Source organism: Bradyrhizobium sp. B124 (genome assembly GCF_038967635.1).
Taxonomy (GTDB): Bacteria; Pseudomonadota; Alphaproteobacteria; order Rhizobiales; family Xanthobacteraceae; genus Bradyrhizobium.
On sequence record NZ_CP152413.1, the window covers coordinates 6,271,791 to 6,286,202 of the forward strand.

The 14,412-nt window shown below is 63.9% G+C and carries 17 protein-coding genes; 10 read left to right on the plus strand and 7 right to left on the minus strand.

What is annotated here, in order from left to right:
- Nucleotides 1-82 precede the first annotated feature (82 nt).
- Entirely contained in the window at nucleotides 83-751 is a 669-nt protein-coding gene (locus AAFG13_RS29750) for a Crp/Fnr family transcriptional regulator (protein WP_176528717.1), read from the plus strand.
- A complete protein-coding gene (locus AAFG13_RS29755; RefSeq protein ID WP_342709036.1) occupies nucleotides 748-1,653 on the plus strand; it encodes a DUF6537 domain-containing protein in 906 nt (301 codons plus the stop codon). Before AAFG13_RS29750 ends, AAFG13_RS29755 begins: the two co-directional genes overlap by 4 nt.
- Nucleotides 1,654-2,022: 369 nt before the next feature.
- Here the strand turns inward: AAFG13_RS29755 and AAFG13_RS29760 are convergent, their stop codons facing one another.
- On the minus strand, nucleotides 2,023-3,423 hold the full coding sequence (locus AAFG13_RS29760) for a TAXI family TRAP transporter solute-binding subunit (protein WP_212311746.1): 1,401 nt from the start codon (nucleotides 3,421-3,423) through the stop codon (nucleotides 2,023-2,025).
- A 407-nt stretch (nucleotides 3,424-3,830) separates the two neighbouring features.
- On the opposite strand from AAFG13_RS29760, the gene AAFG13_RS29765 reads away from it, so the two are divergent.
- Both AAFG13_RS29765 and AAFG13_RS29770 read left to right on the plus strand, forming a co-directional pair.
- The gene (locus tag AAFG13_RS29765) at nucleotides 3,831-4,184 is read left to right on the plus strand and encodes a DUF3307 domain-containing protein (protein WP_083991990.1); all 354 of its coding nucleotides are present in this window, start codon (nucleotides 3,831-3,833) and stop codon (nucleotides 4,182-4,184) included.
- Nucleotides 4,185-4,454: 270 nt separating this feature from the next.
- Complete coding sequence (locus AAFG13_RS29770) at nucleotides 4,455-4,862, plus strand: hypothetical protein (RefSeq protein ID WP_212311745.1); 408 nt, start codon at nucleotides 4,455-4,457, stop codon at nucleotides 4,860-4,862.
- A 91-nt stretch (nucleotides 4,863-4,953) separates the two neighbouring features.
- Here the strand turns inward: AAFG13_RS29770 and AAFG13_RS29775 are convergent, their stop codons facing one another.
- Both AAFG13_RS29775 and AAFG13_RS29780 read right to left on the minus strand, forming a co-directional pair.
- Complete coding sequence (locus tag AAFG13_RS29775) at nucleotides 4,954-5,289, minus strand: YkgJ family cysteine cluster protein (protein WP_342709037.1); 336 nt, start codon at nucleotides 5,287-5,289, stop codon at nucleotides 4,954-4,956.
- On the minus strand, nucleotides 5,289-5,987 hold the full coding sequence (locus AAFG13_RS29780; RefSeq protein WP_028336549.1) for a YafY family protein: 699 nt from the start codon (nucleotides 5,985-5,987) through the stop codon (nucleotides 5,289-5,291). Before AAFG13_RS29780 ends, AAFG13_RS29775 begins: the two co-directional genes overlap by 1 nt.
- Before the next feature lie 194 nt (nucleotides 5,988-6,181).
- Here AAFG13_RS29780 and AAFG13_RS29785 point away from each other — a divergent pair, with 194 nt between their 5' ends.
- Together AAFG13_RS29785 and AAFG13_RS29790 are read left to right on the plus strand one after the other, a co-directional pair.
- A complete protein-coding gene (locus AAFG13_RS29785; RefSeq protein WP_212311743.1) occupies nucleotides 6,182-6,415 on the plus strand; it encodes a hypothetical protein in 234 nt (77 codons plus the stop codon).
- A gap of 64 nt (nucleotides 6,416-6,479) precedes the next feature.
- Entirely contained in the window at nucleotides 6,480-7,211 is a 732-nt protein-coding gene (locus AAFG13_RS29790; RefSeq protein WP_212311742.1) for a glutathione S-transferase family protein, read from the plus strand.
- Here the strand turns inward: AAFG13_RS29790 and AAFG13_RS29795 are convergent.
- On the minus strand, nucleotides 7,208-7,843 hold the full coding sequence (locus AAFG13_RS29795; protein WP_212311741.1) for a pyridoxamine 5'-phosphate oxidase family protein: 636 nt from the start codon (nucleotides 7,841-7,843) through the stop codon (nucleotides 7,208-7,210). The genes AAFG13_RS29790 and AAFG13_RS29795 overlap by 4 nt on opposite strands.
- Nucleotides 7,844-7,963: 120 nt before the next feature.
- On the opposite strand from AAFG13_RS29795, the gene AAFG13_RS29800 reads away from it, so the two are divergent.
- On the plus strand, nucleotides 7,964-8,857 hold the full coding sequence (locus tag AAFG13_RS29800) for a LysR family transcriptional regulator (protein WP_342709038.1): 894 nt from the start codon (nucleotides 7,964-7,966) through the stop codon (nucleotides 8,855-8,857).
- 10 nt (nucleotides 8,858-8,867) lie between these two features.
- Here the strand turns inward: AAFG13_RS29800 and AAFG13_RS29805 are convergent, their stop codons facing one another.
- Both AAFG13_RS29805 and AAFG13_RS29810 read right to left on the minus strand, forming a co-directional pair.
- The gene (locus tag AAFG13_RS29805; protein WP_342709039.1) at nucleotides 8,868-9,335 is read right to left on the minus strand and encodes a PaaI family thioesterase; all 468 of its coding nucleotides are present in this window, start codon (nucleotides 9,333-9,335) and stop codon (nucleotides 8,868-8,870) included.
- Nucleotides 9,336-9,456: 121 nt separating this feature from the next.
- The gene (locus AAFG13_RS29810) at nucleotides 9,457-10,035 is read right to left on the minus strand and encodes a glutathione S-transferase family protein (RefSeq protein WP_342709040.1); all 579 of its coding nucleotides are present in this window, start codon (nucleotides 10,033-10,035) and stop codon (nucleotides 9,457-9,459) included.
- 260 nt (nucleotides 10,036-10,295) lie between these two features.
- Here AAFG13_RS29810 and AAFG13_RS29815 point away from each other — a divergent pair, with 260 nt between their 5' ends.
- A complete protein-coding gene (locus AAFG13_RS29815; protein ID WP_342708636.1) occupies nucleotides 10,296-11,129 on the plus strand; it encodes an IS5 family transposase in 834 nt (277 codons plus the stop codon).
- Nucleotides 11,130-11,199: 70 nt separating this feature from the next.
- On the opposite strand, the gene pobA is transcribed toward AAFG13_RS29815, so the two are convergent.
- On the minus strand, nucleotides 11,200-12,369 hold the full coding sequence (gene pobA / locus AAFG13_RS29820) for a 4-hydroxybenzoate 3-monooxygenase (RefSeq protein WP_342713425.1): 1,170 nt from the start codon (nucleotides 12,367-12,369) through the stop codon (nucleotides 11,200-11,202).
- 267 nt (nucleotides 12,370-12,636) lie between these two features.
- Between pobA and AAFG13_RS29825 the strand changes: the two genes are divergently transcribed.
- Both AAFG13_RS29825 and AAFG13_RS29830 read left to right on the plus strand, forming a co-directional pair.
- Nucleotides 12,637-13,662: a TRAP transporter substrate-binding protein gene (locus AAFG13_RS29825; RefSeq protein ID WP_342709041.1), complete on the plus strand. Its 1,026-nt coding sequence runs from the start codon at nucleotides 12,637-12,639 to the stop codon at nucleotides 13,660-13,662.
- Nucleotides 13,663-13,891: 229 nt separating this feature from the next.
- Entirely contained in the window at nucleotides 13,892-14,401 is a 510-nt protein-coding gene (locus AAFG13_RS29830; RefSeq protein ID WP_092126276.1) for a TRAP transporter small permease, read from the plus strand.
- The last annotated feature ends 11 nt before the right edge of the window (nucleotides 14,402-14,412 follow it).

The following is a 14,412-nucleotide window of genomic DNA, read 5'->3' on the forward strand; positions in this document are numbered from 1 at the left end:
TGGTCACCGATGCGACCTCGGCCGGAATGAAGCGACTAATAAGGCGATCTTGTTCACTTCTTGAGAAATTGGTTGGTTTCCGATGGATACCTCACATCTCGCGGAGCACGCCGGCGCCGCCGGCAGTTTCTTCGCATCGATCTTCGTGGTCGCCACGCTGTCGATGCGGACCATGATCCCGTTGCGCGTCTTTGCCATCCTGACCAACATCATCCTGATCGCGACCGCCGTCCCGACCCATAATTACGCGACGCTGATTCTGCATGCCGTGCTGCTGCCGGTGAACACCTATCGTCTGCACCAGATGCTGCAACTGGTCCGCAACGTGAAGAAATCGGTCAACAGCGATCTGTCGATGGACTGGCTGAGGCCATTCACGACGGAGCGCAAATGCACCGCGGGCGAAGTCCTGTTCTACAAGGACGAGAAGGCCGACAGCATGTTCTACATTGTCAGCGGCCGCTTCCGCCTGGTCGAATCCGGCATCGAGCTGCCGGTCGGCGCCCTGGTCGGCGAGTTTGGCATGCTGTCGCCGTCGAACACCCGCACCCAGACGCTGGAGTGCGTCGAAACCGGCATGGTGCTGTCGGTGACCTATGACCAGGTCGAGCAGCTTTACGTTCAGAACCCGGCGTTCGGCTTCTACCTCCTGCGTCTGTTCAGCGCCCGCCTGTTCGAGAATATCTCGACGCTCGAGCAGCGGCTCGCGCAGCACGCCACCCCACAGGTCGCGGAGCCAAAACCTGCATGAGCCCCGCGACGAGTTCTGGAGGCGCCGCAGTGCCGGATGACGACAGTCTGCTGGCTTCGCTTCGTTACCTCTTTGCCGATATCATCGGCGATGAGGACGAGGGGCCGCCGGTGCTGCCCGACGCCTGCCCGGACCACCTCGGGCCCGCGGTCACCGATGCCATCCATCTGTTGATCGCCTATCAGAGCACGAGCTACGCCCAGCTCTACATCGACCGGCTCAAACGCTTCGTCGGCCGCCGCGGCGTTGACGACGCCCTGCTTGCCGAGATCGCGCGGCTGATGGCCGAGCGCATGGCCTATGAGGACGCGATCCGCATCGCGCAGCTCAAGCTCGGCGAAGTCAACGCGGCGGGCGGCCTTGCGGCGCGCTCGGCCGACGACGTCAAGAAACTCCGCCTCGACGAGTTGATCGACGCCCTGCCGGAGATGGTCGCCGATCCGGTGCTTGCCGTGCTCGACCGGCTCGGCTGGCGCCGCCGCCGGGTCTCGATCCGTTTCAGCGCCAACACCCGCTTCAGCGTTCGCCGGCTCCGGATCGAGGCCGGCCTGAAGCGCTGGCGGCTGTTCTCGGGGCGCTACGCCAAGGAACGCATCTGGGTCGAGCGCTGGCTGCACATGATCGATCGCAGCTTGACCAAGCAGCCGGGCGCGGTCTCAGCGATTGTGCAGACCGCGACCATGATCCAGGGCTACGGCGATCCCTATCGCCAGGGCATCGCGGACTGGCACGTGATCATCGACGGACTGGTCAAACCGACCTTCGACGGCGTGCTCGCGCTTCCCGATCTTGCCGCCGCCATCACCGAGGCCCGCGCCGCCATCATGCCCGATCCGCGGCAGGCCTCGCTGAAGCGCAAGATCGCAGAGATTCGCGCGCGGGTGCCGGCGGCGGCGCCGTAAGAGTGCAGACATTCTCGCTTGCAATGACGTGGAGAACGTGGACCGTCACCCTGAGGTGGCCGCTTCTTTAGCGGCCCTCGAAGGGTCGACGGCCTGACTGTGGCCGTGCATCCTTCGAGACGCGCTGCGCGCTCCTCAGGATGACGGAGCTAGAGCTTTGTTACGCGCCGTCCGAGCCGACTCACCGCTTGATATGCGGCCGCTCGTCCTAGCCGGTACGCAGTGTCGTCCTGGCGAAAGCCAGGACCCATTACCCCAAATGCAAATTGTTGCGCAGCGCCGGGGCCGCGATCCCGTTCAGCACCGAAAGCAGTGGCAATGGGTCCTGGCTTTCGCCAGGACGACAGTGGCGGATGTGGCGCGACCGCCTCACCCGTTCGCGGTCTTCACAACCACGAGATTATCATCGACTGCCGGTGGGTGGCGCTTGAGATGGTCGCGGCGCAGCGCGATCTCGTCGCGGACCAACTCGTAGCCGAGCTTGAAGGTGTCGAGGCCGTCGCCGGAAACGGTGCCGTCGCGCAAGCCGATCACCGCGCCGCGCAGGATCGCCTCGAGCTCGTCCTGCAATTCGTCGAGATGCTCGGCGCAGGTGGTGTGCTCGACGCGCTCGCCGATGTCGAGGATCCGGCCCGCCAGTTCGCTGGCCTTCTCCGGCGCGACGCGGGTGATCTTGGTGTAGATCGCAGCGAAGATCGAGCCGATGATGCTGAGCGCGGCGGCGCCGAGATACATCACGTCGCTGTAGCGATCCATGAACGATTTGGTATCGTCATTGATGTATTCGGCCGCGCCCTGATGGGCGACGATGAAGGCGTCCTTGTCGGTCGCCGCCGGCTCGATCTTGGAGGCGAAGCCGTCGTCGAGCGCGAGCTCGGACTTGTTCTCATAGACGATGCGCGCGAGCTCGGCCGCCGTGGTCGTGGACATCGAGGATTGCGCGACCAGCAGCCATTCCAGCCCAATGCTGTCCACGTCGTCGTCGGGGATCGCCGGCGAGGACGACAGCATGCCGGTCGAGATCGTCTCCTCCGAGATCGCCGGATATTTGCGCGCCAGCGCCTTGGCCTCGTCGATCGCGTTCAAGGTGAAGCCGCCGGCGCGCTTGGCATATTGCTCGTAGGTCTTGTCCTTGATGATCTTCGAGGCATGTTCGATCACGACCACGGCGGCGAAGCCCGAAGCGAACAATTTGTCGAACGGCGTGTTCGGCGGCGCCTGCTGCACCCGCTGCGCCGCATCCGGGCTGTCGGAAATCTCCAGCGCGCTGCGGACGAAATTGACGCTGTTCTCGCCGTCGCCGACGACTGCGATCTTCCTCCTCTTCAGTTCGGTCAGCGACTTGATCTTCTTGCCGCCGGGGCTCAGCACCAGCACCACATCATGCTCGAGGATCGCGATGGCGCGGGCGCGCGGCGGTACCTTGGCATCGGTGCGCAGGATCGCAAGCGTTGCGGCGCGACGATCGAACTGCACCAGCGCCTTGGCGTTGTCGGGGTTCGGCGCGATCTTCAGCCGCAGCCGCGACGAATTGTTTTTCAGCACGGTGGCGAGGCGGGCGGCGAATTTGGCCTCCGGGCCGTTGGCATCGCCGACCGCGAACACCAGCGTTTCCGAATTGCGCAGCCAGACCCGGCCGCCGATCACGGTGATCGCGCTCAAGAACAGCGTCAGCATGGTGAAGATGATGATCTGCGCGCGGTTGCTCTTGGCGACCGGAGGGCGTGGTCGCGGCAGCACTGGCGAAGGCGCGGGGGCTTCGGCACTCATGGCTGATCACCCGTCCGGGACGGCCCGTTGCCGCAACGGCGCGGCGCTGCCCGATGAATCCGTAAATGACTATAAAAGAAAGAAAATTTCCTGTGCCGCCGACGATATACCTCCGCGGCGGGAATGCAAACCGGCCACCCGCCGTAACCTTAATCCCGATTGACCTGCGCCGCGATGCCACATGACCATCGCCACTATCGACGTCCGAACCCAGATGTGATTTTCGGGGGACCGCAGGTGCATTCCGCCGCCGGAGATGTCATAAATGACACAAGCTCCGCTTTGCGGAATTGTGCTGACGGCCTGACCCGGATTTCTTGCAATCACATTCATCGAAGTAAAAGGGCGTCAGCTTGTTGTTTCCTTCCATGTCATCGTCGGTGTCGGTTGGTGCCCTGGTGGGATGGATGTTGCTTCTCACCGCAAAGCACATCATCGCTGACTTCATGCTGCAGAACGCCTGGATGGCGATCGGCAAGGATCAGAAGACCGGCTGGGCCATGCCGCTGCTCGCGCATTGCCTGGTCCATCTCGCGGTCGCGCTGGCGCTGATCCTGGTGGTGGCGCCGCGCTTCTGGTACGTCGCCTTCGTGGACTTCGTGATCCACATCATCGTCGATCGCTGCAAGGGCATCTGCGCCTCGCATTTCGGCGTGACGCTGGAGTCCGGCCATCCCTGGTTCTGGACCCTGATCGGGGTCGACCAGGCGCTGCACCACCTCACCGGATTCGCGCTGTCGATCTACATGGCCGCGAACTGAGCGGCGCGCGGACGCTTCCTCCTACATTTCAGACCATGACCGGGCCGCAAGAGCCGCTTCCATTCCGATGGAATCGGAAGGGGGCTCTGGATTCTTGTTTTGACGCGCTCTCCTCACGCGACCGGTATCCACTTCGCTTGGAAACGCTCCAGCGGCGGGCGGATGTGATTCGCGTGCAACGGGCAAGGGCCCCCGGAGGCGACCGGAGGCCGTGGTTAACCTTTCGTTAGAGGATTGCGCGGCATCTTCCCGATCGAGGGGGATTTGCAAATGTTTTCAAGCCGCGACGCGTTCGAGAACGATGCCTGCCCAGTTGCGGACGACCTGCTCGGCCAGATGTACCGCGCCAATCCGAACGGGCTTACGCTGCTGGTTGCCAATGTCGCGCCCGACGTCAGGGCGATGCTCGCGCTGTTCTGCTATCGCCGCAGCCATCTGCACGCACTCGCGGTGGCGATTGCGTCGAGCTGCAGCGAATGGGAACTGGTCAATTCCGGCGGCCGCGTCGGGTCGACGCTGTACGCATTGTCGCGTGAGCCGGCCCGTGTTGCGACCGTATCGCATGGCGGCCGCAAGCCGATCACGCTGTCGACCAAGCCGCTGTCGAGCTTCGCGCCTGTTGTCGATGACGAACTCGACGACGAGGACGTCAGCGAGACGGTGACTGTGACGGCTTAAGCATGATCCGGAAAAGTGGAAACCGGTTTTCCCTCGCGACAAACGCGGAACGCGTTTGCGCGGAGATCATGCGCAAATAAAGGAGCCGTGCTCAATCCGGCTGCGCGCTCGGGATGAGCGGCAGCCCGTGCCGGCGCCGTGCCATCGCGCATTCTGCGTCGCCCGGCAGACAGGTTCGGCACACCTCCGGCCGCACCGCATAGACCTCGCAGCGCGTTGCTTCGCCCACCCGGCCTGACAGCGCCGAGCAGCGGTCGCCCTCGCAGCGCATCCCTGATTGTCGCGCGTTGACGAATTGCGCTGGGATCAGATCGAGCTGCGCGTCGTCTTCCACCGTGAAGCGCGGCCAGTTCACCGAATAGCTGCAGCAGGCGCCGCAGGACTGGCAGGGGCTCGCGTCCGCCGCGTCGATCGCGTTGCCGGTCATCAGGTGTCCCTCGGTGCTTCCCACACCAGGCTGCGCCGCCAGCGCGCCCTGAGCAGGTCGCGCCGCTCCGGATATTTCTCGTCGTGATAAACAGCGGTGACCACGCGGTCGGTGCGGAAGCTGCGGAAATCCTTGCGCAGCTCGCACCAGGCGGCGAGCAGCCGCACCGCCTCGTGATAGCCGACCGCGATCGGCCAGATCGTGCGCTCGCTATCGCGGCCATGCTCGTCGCGATAGTTGAGCGTGATCTTCTTGCCTTCGTGGATCTGGCTGCGGGTCCTGACCATGTCGATGCGGTCGGGCTCCCGGTTCCAGGCGGAGCGGGCGCGGCTTGCCGGCTCCAGCACGAATGGCCGCAGGCGGTCGGGCACGGTCTCGGCGATCTTGGCCATCAGGTCCTCGGCCGCGCGCGCCAATGCCGGATCGGCGTGACCGACCACCCATTGCGCGCCGAGCACGCAGGCCTCGATCTCGTCGGGTGTCAGCATCAAGGGCGGCAGGTCAAAACCCTTCTCCAGGATGTAGCCCATGCCGGCCTCGCCGCGGATCGGCACCCGCTGCTCGATCAGGCTGGCGATGTCGCGATAGATGGTCCGCTTCGATGTCTCGAGTTCGGCTGCGATCGCATCCGCGGTCAAAGGCTTACGGGTGCGGCGGAGCACCTGGATGATCTGAAACAGCCGGTCGGCGCGTCTCATGGCAATTCTCTTGGTCGCTCTCTTGGTCGCTCTGTTGGCAGTCGTTTTGGCAGCTGTCTTGACGAGTGTCTTGACGGGTCTCGCAGGCTCTCGGCGCGTCGGCTTTTCGTGCCCCCTGTCACTGCTGCTGACAGCATGTTGGCAGCAGGTGGGGGCTATAGCAGGACAACACCTCAAGTGAAGGGAATTTGTCCATGACGAATCTTGATGAACTCGGTTTCCGGCAGGCGCAGAGCTTCGCGCTGGAACAGCTGGTCACGGTCTACTCCACCTCCGGCGACCTGCGCTGGGCCCTGGTCGCTCTGGTCGCACAGTCGATCAGTGCCGCCTGGTCCTACGGGCGGGCACGGCTGGTCAAGCGCGTTCGCGAGGCGGTTCGCCGCCTCGCGCCCGTCGGCCCGCTCGACACTGAATGCCACTACTGCTGACACCATGCTGGCAGCAGGGGGCAGCTAGCTTCAATTCACGACCACAGGCGATCGGGAGCTTCATATGATTACGCTTTTTGGCTTTGGCACGGGCTTCGGCTTGCCGGAAATCAGCCCCTTCGTGACCAAGACCGAGGTCCAGCTCAAGATGGCCGGGCTTGAGTATCGCAAGGAGAAGGCGACGCCGCCGGCCTCTCCCAAGGGCCAGTTGCCCTTCATCGCCGATGACGGCGAGACGATCGCCGATTCGACCTTCATCCGCGCCCATATCGAGGGCAAATACGGCTTCGATTTCGACGCGCCGCTGAGCTTGCAGGCGCGCGCGCAGGCCTGGGCCTTCGAGCGCATGATCGAGCATCACGTCTACTGGGCGCTGGTCGGCGCGCGCTGGGTCGACGACACCAATTTTGCCAAGGGGCCGGCGCATTTCTTCGACGGCGCGCCCGACCACATGCGCGACAAGATGCGCGAGGACGCCCAGTTCCGCGTCGCCGAGAACTATCTGTTGAGCGGGCTTGGCCGCCACGGACCCGATGAGGACGTCGATCTCGCGCTCCGCTCGCTGTTTGCGCTGTCGGTGCAGCTCGGCGACAAGCCGTACCTGATGGGGAACGCGCCGTGCGGCACCGACGCCACCGCGTTCGGCGCGCTCGCGGGAATCCTGACGCCGTTCTTCGATTCGCCGCTGCGCGAGCGCACCGAGAAATTCGACAATCTCACCGCCTATGTCGGCCGGATGATGCAGCAATATTATCCGGAGTTCGCCTGGGCGCCGCTGCAGCAGCAGGCGGCCTAACCGGCTGGGGCTGGAGCGGGCTCGCCCTTCAACGCGGCGAGCTCCGCCTCGAGCTCGGCGATGCGCTGGTCGCGCGAGGCGAGCGCGCTGGCCACATCGGCCGCATCGAACTTCTGTGGGATGTGCTGCGGGCAGTTGGTGTCCCACGCCGCGACCTTGAACAGGATCACCTGCTCGGGCCGCGCGCGATAGCCCTGCGGCATCAGCGAACGGGTCAGCGCCGGATCGTCTTCAACCACCCGCGCCTCGCCCCAGATCTTCACGCGCTGCCGGTACGCGTAGTTCATCACGAAGATGTAGGCCTTCGGGTTCTCCGAGAGATTGCCCTGGGTGATGAATTGCCGGTTGCCGCTGTAATCGGCGAACGCGATGGTGTGCTTGTCGAGCACCTTGATGAAACCCTTCGGCCCGCCGCGGTGCTGGATGTATGGCTGGCCGCCGGCCGAGGCGGTGGCGAGATAGAAGCTGTTGGTGTTGGCGAGGAAGGCGGTGAGGTTCTCGTCGACCTCGGTTTGCCAGCCGCCATGGGCCTCGACCTCGGCATAGGTCTCGCGCGAGCCCTTGCGGGTCTGAATTTCCTTCACCGCCGGGGTGAACCCGACATCGCTCGAATAGCTGCGAACCTCTGACATCTCAGCCTCCCGCCCACGGGCGACAAAGCGGCCGTCCTCGGCCCGCTAAGGTGGGTATTTCCGGATCGTAGGCAATCTTGGGAATTGACACTTCACTGTTGCCGATTATGCAATAGTGTCATGGACCGGATCGACGCCATGCAGGCCTTCGTCGCGGTGGCGGACCTCGAGGGGTTTGCCCCCGCCGCCCGCAAGCTCGGCCTGTCTCCGTCAGCCATCACGCGGCTGATCGCGGCGCTGGAGGAGCGGCTCGGTGCGCGGCTGCTGCAGCGGACCACGCGGCAGGTGACGCTGACCGACGCCGGCTCGCGCTATTTGGAGCGGGCGCGGCGGATCCTTGCCGACGTCGAGGAGGCCGAGGACGCGGTAGAGAGCGAGCGCACCCGCCCCGAAGGCCGCTTGGTGATCTCGGCGCCGTTCGGCTTCGGGCGGCTCCATGTCAGCCCGGTCGTGACCGCCTACCTCAAACGCTATCCCGATGTTGGCGTCGACCTGCGGCTGTCGGACCGCCGGATCAACCTCGTCGAGGACGGCGTCGACCTCGCGGTCAGGCTCGGGCACTTGCCGGATTCGACACTGGTGGCGCGGCATGTCGGCCAGATGCGCCGCATCGTGGTGGCTTCGGCCGGCTATCTCAAGCTTCGCGGCGAGCCGAAGCGGCCGGCGGACCTCACCGCCCATGACACCATCCAGTTCGGCGCGATGACCGCGACGCCGGATTGGCGCTTCGTTGAGGACGGCCAGGAGATCCGCATCACGCCGACGCCACGCTTCACCAGCAACAGCTCGGACGCTGCCATCCAGTACGCCGAGCAGGACGGCGGGCTGACTCGGGTGATGGCCTACCAGGCCGCCGAATCGCTGAAGGCGCAGCGGCTCAGGATCGTGCTCGCCGAATTCGAGCAGCCGCCGGTGCCGATCCATGTCGTCTACCCGACATCCCGGCTGTTGTCGGCCAAGGTGCGGACCTTCATCGATCTCGTCACCGAGATCACCGACTGGCACTTCGGCTAGCGCGAGACGCCTAGCTCGCGGGCGCCTTCTTCGGCACCACGCGGAACGTGCCGCTGGCGCGCGCGATCGTGACGCCGTCGGCCTTGATCAGGCTCTGCGCGAAGCAGATCGTGCTGCCGGTCTTGATCACATCGCTCTCGATCGCGAGCCACTGCCCGACATTGGCGGAGCCGACGAAATCGACCGTGAGCGAGATCGTCACATACGAGGTGGTCCAGCCGGTTGCCTGGCCGCAGCTATAGCCCATCGCGTTGTCGGAGAGCGCCGCGATCAGCCCGCCATGGATCAGGCCGCGGCCGTTGGTGTGCGGCCGTGCCAGCCGCAGGCCGATGATAACGGCCCGCTCGGTCTTCTTCTGGTACAGCGGCTCCCAGGGCTCGGTGAGCGGGCTCTTGCGGAACAGCGGCTCGAAGCCCTCGGGGACATCTTGGGAGTTGTCTTGGGGAATGTCGGGGGCGATTTGCGTATCAGGGGTCATCTGAATCTCGTGCATGGCGTTGCGTTGACGCCATTGAACGCGATGTCGAACGCGGTTTCACCGCCTACAAAGTTTTAAACGGGATTTGCGTGGGTGTTTGAAAGCGCGACGCGCCGACTGGTCACGCCGGCAATTCGTAGCCGACTTCGCTCTCGACCTCGATCGTCTTCTGCACCGCCGGGCGCGCCATCATCTTCTCGTAATGCGCCGTGAGGTTGGAGAACGTCTCCAGCGGCAGCTTCAGCGAATTGGCGAGCCGCCAGTACAGGCGGAACAGATGGATGTCGGCGATCGAATAGCTGCCGATCGCCCAGCCGTGACCGAGCCGGCGGTCGGCGATGCCCCAGACCGCCTTCGCGTAGTCGAGCCCGCGCGCCCTTGCCGGATGCAGCGTCGAGGCGATGAAGGACATCCACGACAGCGCCTGCGCCTCGGCCTCGATATCGTCGCGCGGCAGCAGCTCAGCTTCGGGGAATCGCCTCGCGAGATAGAACAGGATCGCCGCGACCTCGGTCATCGGGCGGCCGTCGATCAGGAGCGTCGGGACCTTGCCTTCCGGATTGAGCGCGAGATAGTCGGGCGCTTGCATGTCGTTGCGCTTGAACGACATCGGGCGCGCCTCGAAGCCCGTGCCGATCTCGTGCAGGGCGATATGCACGGCCATCGAGCTGGCGCCCGGTGCGAAATAGAGGGTGAGCATGGCGGCTGCTCCTAGCCGGGAACACTCGCGATGCTAGGGCTTTCAGGAGGGACTGCCTAGCGGCGAGCGAAATTCTATCTCCGTCACCCTGAGGTGGCCGCTTCTTCAGCGGCCCTCGAAGGGTCGACGGCCCGGCTGGTGGCCGTGCATCCTTCGAGGCTCGCTCCGCTCGCACCTCAGAGCCTGACTGATAAATGGGGGTGAGTGATCCCAGCGAGGTGTGATTCCATCGGATTTGCAAAGATTCGAAGGAGATCACGATGCCCTGGACTGAAATCACTCGAAAGCAATATCGGCGGGACGACCTGCGTTATGCAAGCGATATGACAGATGCGGAATGGAGGCTGATCAGGCGCCTTCTGCCGCGAGCACACCGGCGTGGCCGACCGCGCCGAACCGATCTTCGTAGTGTTGTGGAGGCGGTTCTCTACATTCTATCGACAGGATGCCAGTGGCGGGCACTGCCGCAGGAGTTCCCACCCTATTCGACGGTGCAGGGTTATTTTTACGCGTGGCGAGATACGGGTCGATGGCAGAAGATCGCCAGCGTTCTTGTTCAGCGGGCGCGAAAAAAGCTGGGACGTGCTTCAAAGCCGACAGCTGCCGTGATCGACAGCCAAAGTGCGCCGACCACGCAGGCCGGCGGGCCTCGTGGCTACGACGCGGGGAAGCGCATCTACGGCCGCAAGCGGCACATTGTGACCGACACCAATGGCCTGCTCCTCGGAGTTCATGTGCATCCGGCCAACGTCCAGGACTGCCATGGTGCGGTACCGTTGCTGAAGATGGTACGGACGCAATTCCCTCGGCTGGGACACGTTTTTGCCGATCGGATCTATCGTGGGAAGCAGCTTCTCGACGCCCTCTCGGACTGCGGTCCATGGACCATCGAGATCGTCGAGCGGCCTCAAGGCGTCAAAGGCTTCCAGCTGCTGCCGCGACGATGGGTTGTTGAACGGACATTCGCTTGGTTCGGCAGATGTCGACGTCTCGCCAAGGACTTCGAGGCCGCCACAGCCACCGAAGTCGCATGGTTACTCCTCGCCCACATCAGGCTCCTGACCCGCAGACTTGCCGCCGCTCATAGCGATTGACGGCATTATGAGTCAGACTCTCAGGATGACGGGACGAAAATTGCAAGCAAAGCAAGCAAAGCCGCTCCCGCTAGAACGGCAGCCCCACATAGTTCTCCGACAGCGAGGTCGACGCCGCCTTCGAACTGACGAGATAGTCGAGCTCGGCGATCTGGATGCGCGCGGCGAATTCGCCCTCGTCGGGGAATTTGTGCAGCATCGAGGTCATCCACCACGAGAAGCGCACCGCCTTCCAGACCCGCGCCAGCGCTTTCGCCGAATAGAAGTCGAGGCCATCAGAGGATTTCTCGTCGTAATATTCGCGCAGCGCCTGCGACAGATAATGCACGTCGCTGGCCGCAAGGTTCAGCCCCTTGGCGCCGGTCGGCGGCACGATGTGCGAGGCGTCGCCGGCGAGGAACATCCGGCCGAACCGCATCGGTTCGGCGACGAAGCTGCGCAGCGGCGCGATGCTCTTTTCGATCGACGGGCCGGTGATGATTTCGTCGGCGGCCTTCTGGTCGAGCCGCCGCTTCAATTCATCCCAGAACCGCTCGTCCGACCATTGATCGACATGGTCGTCGAGCGGGCACTGCACGTAATAGCGGCTGCGATGGGTCGAGCGCATCGTGCAAAGCGCAAAGCCGCGCGCATGGTTGTTGTAGATCAGCTCCGGCGAGACCGGCGGCGTCTCCGAGAGGATGCCGAGCCAGCCGAACGGATATACCCGCTCGTAGCTGGTGATCGCCGACGCCGGCACGCTGGCGCGGCTGACGCCGTGGAAGCCGTCGCAGCCGGCGATGAAATCGCAGGCGATCTCGTGGGTGACGCCGTCCTTGACGTAGGTGACGCGCGGATGATCGGTGTCGAAATCGTGCGGCGTGACGTCGGCGGCGGAGTAGACCGAGGTCAGGCCGGCCGCCGTGCGGGCGTTCATCAGGTCGAGCGTGACCTCGGTCTGGCCGTAGATGGTCACGGTCTTGCCGGTCGCCGCATGCATGTCGATGCGGTGCCGCGCCCCACCGAACGCCAGCTCGACGCCGTGATGAACCAGGCCTTCCTGGTGCAGCCGGGCGGCGGCGCCGACGCTGTCGAGCAGCGACACGGTGCCTTCCTCGAGCAGGCCGGCGCGGATCCGCCCCAGCACGTAATCCGGGGTCTGCCGCTCGAGAATGACGTTGTCTACGCCGAAAGTATGAAGTAGTTGCCCAAGCAACAGTCCGGCCGGACCTGCGCCTATGATTGCTACTTTTGTCCGCAACACCTGCTCCTCCCGATCGGATAGGTTTTCAGCAGGCGCCCGCGCCGGGGCGGTCGCCATCAACTTGCCAAGGCAACTATATCATATAACAGTTTTGGCAAGGCGGATTTGCACGGGACCTGCGTTCGCCGCAGCGCAAGATGCCGGAAGGCCGGGTGCGACCAGGCGTCCTCCCTGCGGATTTCGTCTTGAATATCCGCGCGAATTAGATAACATGTTAAGTAATGAGACCGGGCACGAAGCCCGTCCTGGAGAGGAGGAGAGGTGATGAGGAAGAGTTTGTTGGCGCTGCTGATGGCAGTCGCCGCCATCGTGCCGGCCGCAGGTCCTTCGCAGGCGCAGGACAAGACCGTCAATCTCAAAGTGTCGCTCTGGGTGCCGCCGGCGCATCCGCTGGTGCCGGCGACGCAGGCCTGGGCCGCCGATATCGAGAAGGCATCGGGCGGCACCATCAAGGTCACCGTGTTTCCGTCCGAGCAGCTCGGCAAGGCGTTCGACCATTACGACATGGCGCGCGACGGCATCGCCGACGTCACCTACGTCAATCCCGGCTATCAGCCCGGCCGCTTCCCGATCGCGGCCGCGGGCCAGCTCCCGTTCGTGTTCTCGGACGGCAAGAAGGGCACGCTGGCGCTGAACGAGTGGTACCACAAATACGCGCCAACCGAGATGAAGGATACCAAGCTCTGCTTCGCCTTCATCCACGATCCGGGCGCGCTGCACGGCAAGAAGAAGATCCTGCTGCCGAGCGATCTCTCCGGCGTGAAGGTGCGGCCCGCGCAGAGCACCATCGGCGAGATGGTGAAGATGTTCGGCGGCACCAATGTGCAGGCCTCCGCGCCGGAATCGCGCGACGCGATCGAGCGCGGCGTCGCCGACGAGATCACCTTCCCCTGGGGCTCGATCTTCCTGTTCGGCATCGACAAGGTGGTGAAGTACCACATGGATGTGCCGCTCTACACGACGGTGTTCACCTACAACATTAACCTCGCCAAATATAATGCGATGTCGGATGTCCAGAAGAAGGTGATCGACGATCATTGCACGCCGGAATGGGCCTCCAAGGTCACCGATCCCTGGACCGATTTCGAAGCCAATGGCCGCACCAAGATGAAGGCGCTGCAAGGCCACGAGGTCTATCCGCTGACGGCGGATCAACTCGCCGAGTGGAAGAAGGCGGTCAAGCCGCTGCGCGACAGCTGGGCCGAGGCCGTGAAGAAGGCCGGCGGCGATGCGGAGAAGATCGAGGCCGATCTGCAGGCCACGCTGAAGAAGTACGAAGCGGGGATCTGATCCCGTTGCCCCTTCACCTCTCTCCGCTTGCGGGGAGAGGTCGGATCGCATCGTCAGATGCGATCCGGGTGAGGGGGTACAGGTCTCACCGCGTTCACAACTCGTGGAAGCAGTCCCTCACCCCAACCCTCTCCCCGCAAGAGCGGGGCGAGGGAGTTCATCGAAGCAACGCATGACGCAATCTGCCGAAGTTTCCCAGGACGGCGCGATCACCGGTCCACCCGAGCCGGTGCGCAAGAATTTCATGGACCGCTTTATCGATTCGATCGAATGGGTGGCGGCTTTCTTCGTCGGCGTCGTCGCGCTCAACACCTTCACCGCGGTGTTCATGCGCAAGTTCTTCTCGGTGACGATCCCCGACTACTACAATTTCGGCCAGTTCCTGCTCGGCATCCTGATCTTCTGGGGCATCGCGGCGACGAGCTATCGCGGCACCCACATCACCGTGGATCTGGTCTGGGCCAATGCCTCGCCGCGCTATCAGCGCTGGATCGACATCTTCGCGACACTTGTGCTGCTGTTCGTGGTGACGGTGCAGACCTACACGCTGGTCGACAAGGTGATCGACACCAGGAACAGCCACATCGTCACCATGGATCTCGGTGTTCCGGTCTGGCCGTTCTTCCTGGTGTCGTGGCTCGGCGACGTCTCCGCGGTGCTGCTGATCGCGATCCGGACCTACCGCCTGATCTTCCATCCGGAAGATATCCATGATGCCAAGATCAAGACTGCGGAGTAGACGGCCATGAG